13 protein-coding genes are annotated in these 13,395 nt (G+C 73.1%); 7 read left to right on the forward strand and 6 right to left on the reverse strand.

Annotated elements, in window-relative coordinates:
* Window positions 1-80: 80 nt before the first annotated feature.
* The gene (locus tag ACZ45E_RS37685; protein WP_468230442.1) at window positions 81-1,448 is read left to right on the forward strand and encodes a CoA transferase; all 1,368 of its coding nucleotides are present in this window, start codon (window positions 81-83) and stop codon (window positions 1,446-1,448) included.
* Window positions 1,449-1,571: 123 nt separating this feature from the next.
* Here the strand turns inward: ACZ45E_RS37685 and ACZ45E_RS37690 are convergent, their stop codons facing one another.
* The 6 genes from ACZ45E_RS37690 to ACZ45E_RS37715 form a co-directional block, all read right to left on the reverse strand.
* Complete coding sequence (locus ACZ45E_RS37690; protein WP_468230445.1) at window positions 1,572-2,246, reverse strand: lysoplasmalogenase; 675 nt, start codon at window positions 2,244-2,246, stop codon at window positions 1,572-1,574.
* Window positions 2,243-3,127, reverse strand: coding sequence for a sterol desaturase family protein (locus ACZ45E_RS37695; protein ID WP_468230448.1), 885 nt, complete (start codon window positions 3,125-3,127; stop codon window positions 2,243-2,245). Before ACZ45E_RS37695 ends, ACZ45E_RS37690 begins: the two co-directional genes overlap by 4 nt.
* Before the next feature lie 101 nt (window positions 3,128-3,228).
* Window positions 3,229-4,464 (reverse strand): amidohydrolase family protein, encoded by a 1,236-nt coding sequence (locus ACZ45E_RS37700; protein ID WP_468230450.1) that lies wholly within the window; start codon window positions 4,462-4,464, stop codon window positions 3,229-3,231.
* Window positions 4,461-5,744, reverse strand: a complete 1,284-nt coding sequence (locus ACZ45E_RS37705; RefSeq protein WP_468230453.1) for an amidohydrolase family protein — start codon at window positions 5,742-5,744, stop codon at window positions 4,461-4,463. Before ACZ45E_RS37705 ends, ACZ45E_RS37700 begins: the two co-directional genes overlap by 4 nt.
* A 22-nt stretch (window positions 5,745-5,766) precedes the next feature.
* Complete coding sequence (locus tag ACZ45E_RS37710; protein WP_468230455.1) at window positions 5,767-6,651, reverse strand: SDR family NAD(P)-dependent oxidoreductase; 885 nt, start codon at window positions 6,649-6,651, stop codon at window positions 5,767-5,769.
* A complete protein-coding gene (locus ACZ45E_RS37715; RefSeq protein ID WP_468230458.1) occupies window positions 6,651-7,448 on the reverse strand; it encodes an acetoacetate decarboxylase family protein in 798 nt (265 codons plus the stop codon). The genes ACZ45E_RS37710 and ACZ45E_RS37715 overlap by 1 nt, the downstream gene beginning before the upstream one ends.
* Before the next feature lie 133 nt (window positions 7,449-7,581).
* On the opposite strand from ACZ45E_RS37715, the gene ACZ45E_RS37720 reads away from it, so the two are divergent.
* The 6 genes from ACZ45E_RS37720 to ACZ45E_RS37745 all read left to right on the forward strand — a co-directional run bounded on the left by ACZ45E_RS37720 (window position 7,582) and on the right by ACZ45E_RS37745 (window position 13,245).
* Window positions 7,582-8,211, forward strand: a complete 630-nt coding sequence (locus tag ACZ45E_RS37720) for a TetR/AcrR family transcriptional regulator (RefSeq protein WP_468230460.1) — start codon at window positions 7,582-7,584, stop codon at window positions 8,209-8,211.
* Between the two features lie 67 nt (window positions 8,212-8,278).
* The gene (locus tag ACZ45E_RS37725) at window positions 8,279-9,253 is read left to right on the forward strand and encodes a DEDDh family exonuclease (protein WP_468230463.1); all 975 of its coding nucleotides are present in this window, start codon (window positions 8,279-8,281) and stop codon (window positions 9,251-9,253) included.
* A 97-nt stretch (window positions 9,254-9,350) separates the two neighbouring features.
* A complete protein-coding gene (locus ACZ45E_RS37730; protein ID WP_324772345.1) occupies window positions 9,351-9,584 on the forward strand; it encodes a hypothetical protein in 234 nt (77 codons plus the stop codon).
* A gap of 77 nt (window positions 9,585-9,661) precedes the next feature.
* Complete coding sequence (locus ACZ45E_RS37735) at window positions 9,662-10,459, forward strand: SURF1 family cytochrome oxidase biogenesis protein (protein WP_468230470.1); 798 nt, start codon at window positions 9,662-9,664, stop codon at window positions 10,457-10,459.
* 234 nt (window positions 10,460-10,693) lie between these two features.
* Window positions 10,694-12,484, forward strand: a complete 1,791-nt coding sequence (locus ACZ45E_RS37740) for a glycoside hydrolase family 15 protein (protein ID WP_468230465.1) — start codon at window positions 10,694-10,696, stop codon at window positions 12,482-12,484.
* 5 nt (window positions 12,485-12,489) lie between these two features.
* Window positions 12,490-13,245, forward strand: a complete 756-nt coding sequence (locus ACZ45E_RS37745) for an SDR family oxidoreductase (protein ID WP_468230467.1) — start codon at window positions 12,490-12,492, stop codon at window positions 13,243-13,245.
* Window positions 13,246-13,395: the final 150 nt, after the last annotated feature.

Raw genomic sequence — 13,395 nt, forward strand, 5'->3', positions numbered from 1 at the left:
TAGCTGCTCGGCCGTATCGCGGGGAGGGGCCGGCGGCCCCTCCCCGCGATGTCGTGCCGCCCGTCCGGCATAGTGCCTGCATGACCCATGAACCCGGCACCGCAGCCGTCTGGGACGCACTCGGCGGCGACCCCGCCCTGCTGTCCCGCATCTCGTACCTCGCGCGCGCGGGCTCGCTGCCCGCGCGCCTTCCCGTGCTCGGCCTGGCCCGTGCCTGCGTGGGCGCGTGCGCGCTCGCGGGTGCGGAACTGGCCGCCACGCGCGCGGGGCGGCCGGTGGCCGAGGTGCGGGTCGACGACGGCGCGCTCGCGACCGCCTTCACCAGCGAGCGGCACCTGCTCGTCGACGGCCGGGCGCCCGTCAACTTCGCCCCCCTGTCGCGTTTCTGGCGTACCCGGGACGGCTGGCTTCGGACGCACGCCAACTACCCGCACCACCGGGCGCGGCTGCGCGCGGCCCTCGGCGTGGGCGCGGACGCCTCCGTGGAGGAGGTGGCGGACCTGCTCGCGGAGCGTTCGGCGTACGAGGTCGAGGAGACGGTGTACGCGGCCGGGGGCCTGGCCGTCGCGCTGCGCACGCCCGAACAGTGGGCGGCCCATCCGCAGGGCGGCGCGGTGGCGGCCCGCCCGCTGCTGACCCGGGAACGGTTCGACGACGCCGCGCCGCGGGCCGTGCGGGGCGCCGCCCCGCCGCGCGTCCTCGATCTCACCCGGGTCATCGCGGGCCCGGTCGCCACGCGCACGCTCGCCCTGCTCGGGGCGGACGTGCTGCGGATCGACGCGCCGCAGTTGCCCGAGGACCCGGACGCGCACGCCGACACCGGTTTCGGGAAGCGCTCGACGCGGCTGGACCTGGCGCGCGGCGCGGACCGGCGGGTCTTCGAGGAGTTGCTGGCCGGCGCCGACGTGGTGGTCACGGGGTACCGGCCGGGCGCGCTCGACCGGTTCGGGCTGACGCCGGAGGCGCTCGTCGAGCGGCGTCCGGGGCTCGTGGTCGCGTCGCTGTCGGCGTGGGGCGCCTACGGACCCTGGGGCGGGCGGCGCGGCTTCGACAGCCTCGTCCAGGTGGCGACCGGCATCGCGGCGATCGAGGGCTCGGTGGCCGAGCCGGGCGCACTGCCCGCGCAGGCGCTCGACCACGGCACGGGGTACCTGCTCGCGGCGGGGGTCCTGCGCGCGCTCACCGACCAGGCGCGGGAAGGCGGTTCCCGGGTGCTGAGCCTCGCGCTCGCGCGGACGGCGGGGTGGCTGGTGAACGAAGTGCCCCGGGAGCCGGAGACCTTCGGCGATCCGCCCGCGCCCGCCCCGTGGCTGGCGGAGACCGACAGTGCGCTGGGGCGGCTCCGGTACGCGCTGCCGCCCGTGGCGTTCACCGGCGGGCCCACCGACTGGGCCCGGCCGCCGGGGCGCTGGGGCGCGGACGAGCCGGTATGGACCGACCGTGGGTGAGGGGCGCACGCGAGGCCGCCGCCGAGCACGGTCCTCGACCGGCTGACGACGACGGCCTACGACCGCACCCTGCTGGCGAAGGTGCTGCTCGTGGTCGTCGTCGCGATGTCGGCGGCGCGCAGGTCAGTGCGGTGCGCGCCGGATCTCGGGGCTCCTTTCACGGTACGCCGCACCGGGCGCCGCCCGCTCCCCGAGCACCCCCCGCACCAGGAGGTACTGCGCCGCAACGTAGGTGAGCATGATCCAGAAGTCGGGGCGCGGCAGGGCGGGCCAGCCGGCGACGCCCATGGCGATGAGCGAGTCGGACAGCAGGAAGAGCGCGCCGCCGACGCCGGCGACGGGGCCGAGCCGGGAGGCGCCGTACGCCATGGCGGTGAGCAGCACGCTGTAGGCGGCGACGGGCCCGCGCATGTCCCCGGGCAGATCGGGCCGGAGCGCCGCGACCGTCGTGACGAGGGCGATGCCGTACGCCGCGCCGAGCAGGGCTCCCCGCGCGCGTGGCGTCCCGTACCGCTTGAAGAGCACGAGGTAGCAGACGTGCCCGGCGGCGAAGCAGCCCATCCCGGCGAGGAACGCGGCGTCCGCGTCGAACAGCAGCAGGACGTCGCCGCCCCATCCGCACAGCAGGGCGGCGCGGAGCAGGCGGGGGCCGCCGCGCGCGACGACGTACGCCACGAGCAGGGGCATGAGGAGCGGTTTGGCGACGGTGTGCGCGGCGCCCGAGCCGGCGAGGAGTGCGCCGAGATCGAGTGCGCAGACGGCGAGGAAGCCGGTGCGCAGCGCTGCGGGCAGGGTCACGCGGCGCCCTCGGGGACCTTCCGCGGGGCGCCCCGCACCTCGGCGGGCCGGGGCTGCCAGCCGGGGCCACCGAAGACCCGGCCGGCCCGTTCGCGCCAGTCGGCCGCCGCTCTGAGGTCCCGGGCGATCGCCGCGTACTCGTGGGTGGCGACGCGCAGCGGGTTGTACGTGCTGATGTTCTTGGTGAGTCCGAACACCGGCCGGTCGCCCTCCGCGACCCACGACCCGAAGAGCCGGTCCCAGATGATGAGGATGCCGCCGAAGTTCCGGTCCAGGTAGCCGCCTTGGGAGGCGTGGTGGACGCGGTGGTGGGAGGGCGTGTTGAAGACGTACTCGAAGGGGCGCCACATCTTGTCGATGCGTTCGGTGTGGATCCAGAACTGGTAGACGAGGTTGGCCGACGAGCAGAACGCGAGCGCCGCGGGGTGTACGCCGCACGCGATGAGCGGCAGGTAGAACGGCCATACGGTGAGGCTCGTCCAGGGCTGGCGCAGCGCGGTCGACAGATTGAACCTGCGGCTTGAGTGGTGCACGACGTGGCAGGCCCACAGGATGCGGATGACGTGGTGCCCGCGGTGCGACCAGTAGTAGAAGAAGTCCTGGCCGAGGAGCATCAACGGGACCGTCCACCAGAGCACGGGCACGCGCAGCGGGGTCAGTTCGTGGACGGCCGTGTAGATCGCGACGATGGGGATCTTCCAGAGGAAGTCGAGGACGAGACTTCCCAGGCCCATGGTGATGCTGGTCGCCGCGTCCCTGGTCTCGTACCCGGCGGCGTCCTCGTCGGGGTGGATGCGCACGCTCACGATCTCGACCAGGGTGAGCAGCACGAAGGCGGGTATCGACCAGAGCACGACATCGGGCAGGTTCGGCGACGACATGCGTGCACCGTAAGGGCAGGTGGCGGGCCCCGGCTAGGGGTTGTTACCGACAAGTATTACCGCCGGTACGCAGCCGGATCCCGCCGGGGCCCCCGCACGCATCACCAGACCCGGACCGACCCTCCCCTCGCGAAGACCGGACTCGTCGCGTCGGCCGGCGGCTCCTTGAGCGGCTCGTCGATCTCGGCGGCCGTGGGACCCACCCGGGCCGCGATCGGGTCGAGCAGGGCGAGGTCGAAGCCGTAGACGCGGGCGGCGTTGCCGCCGACCATCGCGGCGATCTCCTCGCGGGGCAGGCCCGCGTAGGCGATGCGCAGGCCCTCGCGGGTGTAGGGGTACGTGCCCTCGTCGTGCGGGTAGTCGCTGCCCCACATGATCTTGTCGAGGCCGATGCGGTCGCGGAGCGGCACCTCGTGCGGGCGCATGAAACTGGCGCCTACGTAGCAGTTCTCCCGCCATACGGTGGAGGGGCCCTTGCCCATCGAATCGGCGAGCCCCGCACCGAACTTGGACTCCGCCGTGCTCGCCTTCGACGCCGCCGCGACGAGCCGCCCGTGGTAGTAGTCCAGCATGTCAAGCACGCCGGGGATCCACCCGGAGCCCTGCTCGGTGAGGACGAGCCTCAGGTCGGGGTGCTTGCGGAAGGCGCCGCCGAAGACCAGGTGCCACAGGGCGCGGTGCGAGAACCAGGTCGTCTCCACCATGAAGACGGCGCGCGCGGCCGGTTCCTCGCCGAGCGGCGGGGATGCCGAGCCCGCGTGGTGGTTGACCGGCACACCGAGCTCGGCACAGGCCCGCCAGATGGGGTCGTACGTCGCCGAGTACAGCTCGGGCAGCCCTGAGCCCGGCGGGGTGCCGGGCAGCAACAGGCCACCTTTCAGGCCCGCTTCGGCCGCCCAGTGGATCTCCTTCACCGCCTCCTCGACGTCGTTGAGGAGGATCTGGAAGACGCCCGCCCTGCGGCCCGGCGCGGCGGCGCAGAAGTCCGCGAGCCACCGGTTGTGGGCGCGCAGGCCCGCCCAGCGCCGGGTGAACTCCGCGCGCGTGGGCGCCGGTGCCATCAGGGACGCCGACGGGAAGAACGGCGGGATGGTGTTCGGGAAGACGACCTCGGCGACGATGCCGTCGCGCTCCAGTTCGGCGATGCGCCGGCCGGAGTTCCAGTTGCGGTCGGCGGTGTCGGCGAGCAGGTCGGCGTAGGGGTTCACGTAGGTGGCGGCCCACGCGTCGAAGGCGTCGTGGTGCGCGCGCGCCAGGTACGGCCTGTAGTCGAGGAGGTCGGCGCCCGCGTGGCAGTCCGCCGAGATGACCGTGTACCTGTCCGGGGAGCGGGTCACGGGGTCACTCCCAGGGCCGGGAAGTCGTGGTCGGTCAGCCAGTGCCGGCCCACGTCGCGCGAGCGCGCCCAGGACGCCTCGACGGCGCTCTGGTCGGTGTCCTGGCCGAGATCGGCCGGGGTCGGGCCGATCCGGGCCGCCAGCGGGGCCAGCGCGGCGGTGTCGAAGCCGAAGACCTCGGCGGCGGCCAGGCCCAGCATCCGGCGGCTCTCGTCGACCGGGATGTCGTGGAAGGTCCTGCGCAACCACGCGCGCGTGTCCGGCCAGGTCCCCTCGGGGTGCGGGAAGTCGCTGCCCCACAGGATGTTGTCGACGCCGATCTCGTAGCGCTGGGCCAGTTCGCGGCGCTTGGTGTTGGTGGCGCAGACGAAGATCTGCCGGTCGAGGTACTCGTGCGGCGGGCGCTTCAGCTCGGCGAACGGGGAGAGCTTCTTGCCGCCGTGGGCGCCCAGGTAGAGGCGGTCCATGAACCACAGCAGGTTGGGCAGCCACCAGCAGCCCGACTCGGCGACGCCGAACCGCAGCCCCGGGTGCCGCTCGAAGACACCGGACCACAGCAGGAACCAGAGGGGACGCGCGGGCCACCAGGTCACCTCGCTCACGTAGATGCCGAGATGGTCGCCGTACTCGTGGCGCGGCGCCGCCCCGGAGTGCGTCATGACGGGCATCCCGCACTCGGCGGCCGCCGCCCACACGGGGTCGTAGCGGCTCGCGTGGTAGGGGTCCTTGTCGACCCACATGGACGGGATCATCAGGGCGCCGAGGCCCGACTCCTTGGCGCGGTGCACCTCGGCGACGACCTTGCCGGGGTCCGCGGTGATGGGCAGCAGGGCGACGCCGCAGTGGCGCCCGGGGTTCTGGGAGACGAACTCGGCGAGCCAGCGGTTGTGGGCCTGCGCGCCCGCCATGCCGAGCTCGGGATCCTGGTCGCCGGAGAGGCCGAGCCCGACGCCGAAGGGGGCGGCCGTCCGGCTGTCGACGGCGTCCGCGTCGGGGAAGACCACCTCCGCGGCCACCCCGTCGCCGTCGAGCTCCTTGAGGCGCTGCGCCGCGTCCCAGCCGCCGCGCAGGCCCTCCTCGTTGTCGGCGAACCACTTGGCGGCGAAGGCGTCGTTGCGGATGCCGAGCCGGGTGGCCTCCTCGCGGCGGGCGTCCCGCTCGCCGAGGAAGTCGTCGAAGGCGCGGTGGAAACGGCTGTCGAGGTAGGGCCGGTACTCCTCGGTGGGCAGTCCGGCGTGGCAGTCGGAGGAGATGATCAGGTACGGATCCTGGTTGCTCATCGTGCGTCCCTCCTCAAAGGAGTCAGTCGAGGATGAAGCTCTCCAGATACGCCGGGTTCGTCCGGTCCAGCATCGACCGCGACCTGGCCCGGATCTGCCGGTCGCTGTGCTCGCTGTCGGGAAGCAGCCAGAACCGGTCCGCCGCGATGCCCTCGGCGACGAGGTCCGCCACCTCCTCCACGGGGGTGAAGGCGACCTCGTGACCGGCCTCCTTCATGGCGGCCTCCCACTGGCCGAGGCTGCGGTAGGGCGTCTTGCGGGGCCGCTCCTTGGCGTACCGGTCGGGCCGGTTGCGGTGCGATTCCCACAGGCCCGTACGGAGCATGTGGGGTCCGGGGAAGAGAACCGACGCGCCCACGCGCGCGTGCTCCGCCTTCAGATGCGCGTACAGCGACTCGGTCATCGTCACGACGGCCGCCTTCGTGACGGCGTACACGGACGCGGTCGGCAGCGGGGCGATCCCGCCGTCCCCGGAGGACGTGTTGACGACGTGCCCGGGCTCACCGCTCGCGAGCATGCGCGGCACGAACGCCTGGATGCCGTGGAAGACGCCCCACACGTTGACGGCGAACGCCCACTTCCAGTCGTTGGGTTCGTGCTCCCACATGCGGCCCTCCGCGCCCGATCCGACGCCCGCGTTGTTGCAGAGCACGTGGCAGGCGCCGAACGTGGCGTACGTCTCCTCGGCCAGTGCCACCACCTGCTCGCGCTCCCCGACGTCGACCACGCGCGCGTGCACGCTCGCCCCGTCCGCCCGCAGCTCCTCGGCCGCGCTCTCCAGGGCGCCCTTCTCCACGTCGGCGAGGACGACCTTCAGGCCGTCCGCCGCGAACCGACGTGCCAGGGCGAGCCCGATGCCGCTCGCCGCGCCCGTGACGACGGCGACCTGCCCCGCCTCCAGCCGCATCAGGCGCTCCCCGCGGGCGGGCCGTCGAGGATCTGCTGCGGGTCGTCGTAGCGCTGGTGGATGTAGGGCAGCAGGGCCTGGCCGCTGACGCGTTCGACGACCCGGCCCTTCTGGTCGGTGGTCTTCTCGCCGATGGTGATCTCCACGAGCCTGCGGACGGGAAGGTCGGCGACCGGGTCGAACATGGACTCCCGCAGCACCACGTCGCCGGTGATCCGCTCCAGCTTCCTGACCTTCTCGTTGCGGACGCAGTGCACGAGGACCGGGTCCGCGTCGAACCCCGAACCGTCCACCGCGGGCAGGAACTTGAAGTAGAAGTCCGTCTTCCGCGTCGGCTCCGGCACGGGCAGGCTCCCGCTGACGGCGCCCCGCACCTCCACGAACTCGATGCCGTGCCGGGCCAGCGCCGCCCGCACCACGAGCCCGTCGCGCTCCACCGTGACGTCGCCGAGCTTCTTCGGCTCGCCGAACACCTCACGGCCGCCGATCAGGGCCCGCTCGTGCGTCATCGGCATGACGAGCGGATACCAGCCCGCCACCCCGCCGTGCTCGGCGGCGACCGCGACCGAGCCGGCGCCCAGCGGGTAGCCCGGCAGCTCGACCCTGCTGATGTTGACCCGCACCAGCGGTCGCGCGGCGGGCTTCAGCGGCGGCGGCAGCACCGCCGCGACCGTGTCCGGGTCGGACTCCCACACGGCGACCACACCGGTGGACCAGATGTCGGGAAGCTTGCTGCTCGCGGTGCGCGCCGCGGCGATCTCCGCCTCGGTGCGCGCTCCGTACCGTACGCGTGCCATGTCGTACCGCCCTTCGTCCGTGACGTGTCGGGGGTCGTTCGCGTGGCGTCTGTAACACAGTTACACCGACGGCGATGAAGGGTAAAGACACGTGCACCGGCCGGTCCGGGGAAGCAGGCGGAAGGAGCGACCCATGGCGCGCGCACCGCTCACCCGGGACGAGGTGCTCGCCGTCGCCGCGGCCCTGGTCAAGCAGCACGGCCCGCAGGCGCTGACCATGCGTAAGCTCGCGGCCGAACTGGGCACGGCCGTCACCTCGATCTACTGGCACGTCGGCAACCGGGAGTCGCTGCTCGACGCCCTCGTGGAGCGCACGGTCGCCGATCTCGGCGCGATCCGGCCGCGCGGGGCCACCCCGCGGGAGCGCGTCGTCTCCGTGGCGCGGACGCTGCGCCGGCAGTTGCGGGCCCATCCGCACCTGGTCGCGATGGTCCACGAGCGCGGGCTGACCGAGCGGATGTTCCTGCCCGCGCAACGGGCTCTGGTGCACGAGGTGCACGCGGCGGGGCTGCGCGGGGCCCGCGCCGCCGAGGCCGTGCGCGCGGTGCAGTTCCAGGTCGTCGGGCACGTGCTGGTCGAGCGGAACCGGGAGCGGGCCCCCGCGCAGCGTCCCGGCGAGGAGGAGCTGTGGGGCGCGCGGGAGGAGGCCGCCGAGGACGACCGGGCGCTCGCGCGGGCACTCGCCACGCCGGTGGACACGGAGCGGCTGTTCACCACCTCCGTGCGCGCGCTGGTGAACTCCCTCATGGGTCCGGGCACTTGATCCGGGTGCGGTCGCACGGGGCGGGCGGCGACCGGAGTGTCAGTCCGGGCCCGTATCCTCAGGGACCATGCTCGAAGACCGCCCGACCGTTGCGTCCGCAGCCCCCTGGCCGACCGCGTACCCCGAGGGATACGCGGTCGTCGACGTGGAGACCACCGGTCTCTCCAGGGACGACCGGATAATCTCGGCCGCCGTCTACCGGCTCGACGCGCAGGGCGTGGTCGAGGACCACTGGTACACGCTGGTCAACCCGGAGCGCGATCCGGGGCCGGTGTGGATCCACGGTCTGACGACCGATGTACTGGCGGGCGCGCCGCTCTTCCCGGACATCGCCGAGGAGTTCGCCGCGCGCCTCGACGGCCGCGTCCTGGTCGCGCACAACGCGGTGTTCGACTGGTCGATGATCGCCCGTGAGTACGCGCGCGCCCGGCGCACCGCCCCGGTCCGGCAGCGGCTGTGCACCATCGCGCTCTCCAAGGAGCTGGGGCTGCCGCTGCCCAACCACAAGCTGGAGTCGCTTGCCGCGCACTTCGGCGTGGTCCAGGAGCGCGCGCACCACGCGCTGGACGACGCGCGCGTGCTCGCGGAGGCGTTCCTGCCGAGCCTGCGGGCCGCCGCCGCGGGGAACGTACGGCTGCCGCTCCTGGAGTGCCGCCCGCTCACGGAGTGGTCGGAGCCGGCGGTGCCGCGCCAGCCGGAGGCCTCCTACCGGGGCGGGGGCGCGGCCAGTTGGCGCCCCTCCCGGAAGCGGCCGGCGTGCCCGTACCCGAACCCCGGCCGTTACGAACCGGGCAAACCGCTCAAGCAGGGCATGCGGGTCGCGTTCTCCGGGGACACCTCGGTCGACCGGGAGCTGCTCGAGGACCGGGCGGTCGAGGCGGGGCTGCACATCGCGACGAGCCTGTCCCGGCTGACGAGTCTGCTGGTGACCAACGACCCGGACTCGTACACGTCGAAGGTCGTGAAGGCGAAGCAGTTCGGGACGCCGGTCATGGACGAGGCGGCGTTCGGGCAGTTGTTGCAGACGGTCGAGAGTGCGTAGGGCGCTCGGGGCGGTGGACGCGACAGACGGGTGATTACGGGGCGACTCGCCCCGCGCCCGCTCGCCCGGCGCCGCTCCGGAGCCCACCCTGTGGCGCATGGCACGTTGTGAAGTCTGCGGAAACGACTACGGCATGTCCTTCGAGGTGCATGCCCAGGGAGCGGTCCACGTCTTCGACTGTTTCTCCTGCGCCATCCACCGCATGGCACCGATCTGCGAGCACTGCCGGTGCCGCATCATCGGGCAGGGCGTCGAGGTCGAGGGCCACTGGTTCTGCGGGGCGCACTGCTCCCGCGCGGAGGGGATGGTGGGCATCGTCGACAACGTCTGAGCAGCTCCCCGGCCCGCCCGCCCCAACCGGGCGCACCCCCCTGAAATCACCCCATGCCCGAGCTGTACGGTCATGGGGTGTACCGCTTCCTGTTGACCCGGCAGTGGGTGATCCTCACCCTGGTCGCCCTCGTCCTCATCCCCACGATGATCCGGCTGGGCATCTGGCAGATGCACCGCTACGAGGAGCGCGCCGCCCGCAACCAGCTGGTCACGGACGCGCTGTCGGCGAAGCCTGTGCCCGTGGAGAAGCTGACCTCGCCGGGGCACACGGTCACCAGCGGCGAGCGCTACCACGCCGTGTCGGCCAAGGGCCGCTTCGACACCGACCGCGAGGTCGTCGTGCGGCGCCGCACCAACTCCGACGACGAGGTCGGCTATCACGTCCTGACCCCGTTCGTGCTGGCGGACGGCAAGGTACTGCTCGTCAACCGCGGCTGGATCCCGGCGAACGGACCGAGCCAGTCCGCCTTCCCGAAGATCCCCGTCCCGCCCCGCGGCGAGACCACCGTCACCGGGCGTCTGATGCCCGACGAGACGACCGCGGCGAGCGGCATCAAGAACCTCAAGGGCCTGCCCGACCGGCAGATCATGCTGGTCAACAGCGGACAGCAGGCCAAGCGCCTCGACGCCCAGGTGCTCGGCGGCTACATCGCGCAGACCGCCCCCGAGCCGAAGGGCGACACCCCCGAGCTGATCGGCAGGCCCGGCAAGGAGGACTCCGCGCTGAACTACGCGTACGCGATCCAGTGGTGGCTGTTCGCCGCCGCCGTGCCCGTCGGCTGGGTGGTCCTGGTCCGGCGCGAACTGCGCGACCGCCGCGACAAGCCGGCCTCGGAGCGGACCACCGAGGACACCACGCCCGCCGCGGTCTAGGGCGTGTTTCGAAAGTCCCGTCGTCCGCCCGAAGGGCGGGCCCCGCGGCGTCTGGTGCGTGCGATCGCAAGGCGCCGGGGCGCCCTCATAGCGGAGCTATGCGGGCGTTCCGGCAACGCGGCGAGCGTGCGTGCCAGGCGTCGCGGGGCAGGCAGGACTTTCAAAACACGCCCTAGCTCACTCGGCCGGTCCCGTGCTGGATTGCCGGGGCAGCGCGCCGGGAACTCGCTCCGCGTGCACCCACAAATCGAGGACTACGCCCTCATCGGCGACGAACAGACCGCGGCCCTGGTCGGCCGGGACGGCTCTGTCGACTGGCTCTGCCTGCCCCGCTTCGACTCCCCCGCCTGCTTCGCCGCGCTGCTCGGCGACGAGGAGAACGGCCACTGGCGCCTCGCCCCCAAGGGCGCCGGCGACTGTACGCGCCGCGCGTACCGGCCCGGCTCCCTGATCCTGGACACGGAGTGGGAGACCGACGAGGGGCATGTCCGGGTCACCGACTTCATGCCGCAACGCGACGAGGCGCCCGATCTCGTCCGGATCGTCGAGGGGCTCAGCGGGCGCGTCACCGTACGCGGCACCCTGCGCCTGCGCTTCGACTACGGCAACGTCGTGCCGTGGGTGCGGCGCAGCGACGGGCACCGGGTCGCCGTGGCGGGGCCGGACGCGGCCTGGCTGCGCAGCGAGCCCGAGGTGCACACGTGGGGCGAGTCCTTCGGCACCCACTCGGAGTTCACCGTGGAGGCGGGCCAGACGGTCGCCTTCGTGCTGACCTGGCACCCCTCGCACCACCCGCGCCCCGAACTCATCGACCCGCACGAGTCGCTGCGGCACAGCCTGGCGGACTGGCAGGCGTGGGCGGACCGGTGCCGCTACGACGGCCCGCACCGGGAGGCCGTGCTCCGCTCCCTGCTGACGCTGAAGGCGCTCACGTTCGCGCCGACCGGCGGCATGGTCGCGGCGCCCACCACCTCGCTGCCGGAGGAGATCGGCGGCGTACGGAACTGGGACTACCGCTACTGCTGGCTGCGCGACTCCACGCTCACTCTGAACGCGCTGGTCTCGGCCGGGTACCTGGACGAGGCCGAGGCGTGGCGCGACTGGCTGGTGCGCGCGGCGGCGGGCGACCCGGCGAAGCTCCAGATCATGTACGGCCTGGCGGGCGAGCGCCGGCTGCCCGAGCAGGATCTGACCTGGCTGGACGGCTTCCGTGGCTCCCGGCCCGTACGCAGCGGGAACGACGCCGTGCACCAGTTGCAGCTCGATGTGTACGGCGAGGTCGTCGACTCGCTCGCGCTGGCCCGCAACGCGGGGCTGCACGACAAACCGCACGTCTGGCAGTTGCAGCTGTCGCTCCTGGACTTCCTGCACGAGGCCTGGCGCGAGCCCGACGAGGGGCTGTGGGAGGTGCGCGGTCCGCGCCGCCACTTCGTGCACTCCAAGGTCATGGCCTGGGTCGCCGCCGACCGCACCGTGCGCGCCATGGAGGAGGATCCGTCCCTGCCCGGCGACCTCGAACGGCTGCGCAAGCTGCGCGACACCATCCACCAGGACGTGTGCGAGCGCGGCTACGACGCCGAGCGGGGCACCTTCACCCAGCACTACGGCTCCACGGAGCTCGACGCGGCGACGCTGCTCATCCCGCGCGTGGGTTTCCTGCCGCCGGACGACCCGCGGGTGATCGGCACGGTCGACGCGGTCCGCGAGGAGTTGGCGCGGGACGGTTTCGTGCGCCGCTACAGCACGGAACGCACCGTCGACGGCCTGCCGGGCGACGAGGGTGCCTTCCTCGTCTGCTCGTTCTGGCTGGCGGACGCGCTGCACATGACGGGGCGCACGAAGGAGGCGCGGGAGCTGTTCGAACGGCTCGTGGCGCTCCGCAACGACGTGGGGCTGCTCGCCGAGGAGTACGACCCCCGGGCGGGGCACCAGCTCGGCAACTTCCCGCAGGCGTTCAGCCACATCGGTCTCGTGACCACCGCGCTGACCCTGTTCGGCACCTGCGACGCGGGAGAGGCAGGATAGGGGGCATGGATCTTGGACTGAAGGACCGTGTCTACGTAGTCACCGGGGCGACCCGCGGCCTCGGCAACGCCGCCGCGCGTGAGCTCGTCGCCGACGGCGCGAAGGTCGTCATCACCGGGCGCGACGAGCAGAAGGCCAAGGACGCGGCGGCCGAGCTCGGCCCGAACGCGCTCGGGATCGCCGTCGACAACGCCGATCCGCGGGTCGCGGAGCGGGTGATCGCCGTCGCGCGGGAGCAGTTCGGCGCCTTCGACGGGATCCTCGTCAGCGTCGGCGGGCCCGCGCCCGGCTTCGTCGCGGACAACACCGACGAGCAGTGGCAGTCCGCGTTCGAGTCGGTGTTCCTCGGTGCGGTGCGGCTCGCGCGGGCCGCGGCGGCGGAGCTCGGCGAGGGCGGAGTCATCGGGTTCGTGCTCTCCGGCTCCGTGCACGAGCCGATCCCGGGGCTGACCATCTCCAACGGGCTGCGGCCGGGCCTCGCCGGGTTCGCCAAGTCCCTCGCCGACGAGCTGGGGCCGCGCGGGATCCGCGTCGTCGGGCTGCTGCCGGCCCGCATCGACACGGACCGCGTGCGCGAGCTGGACGCGATGTCGGCCGATCCGCAGGCGACCCGGGTGGCCAACGAGTCGAAGATCCCGTTGCGGCGGTACGGGACGCCGGCCGAGTTCGGCCGGGCCGCCGCGTTCTTCCTGTCCCCGGCCGCCTCCTACCTGACCGGCGTCATGCTGCCGGTCGACGGCGGCAACCGCCACGGGTTCTGAGCGCCGGGCAGCGCGGCTCGGGGGGGGGGGGGGGGGGGGGGGGGGGGGGGGGGGGGAGAGAGGGGGGGGGGGGGGGGGGGGGGGGGACCCCCCCCCGGCCCGCCCCCACCGGCCGTCGGCCCGCGACGAGACCGCCCCCCGGCAGACGCC

Source organism: Streptomyces sp. NPDC030991 (assembly GCF_055571235.1).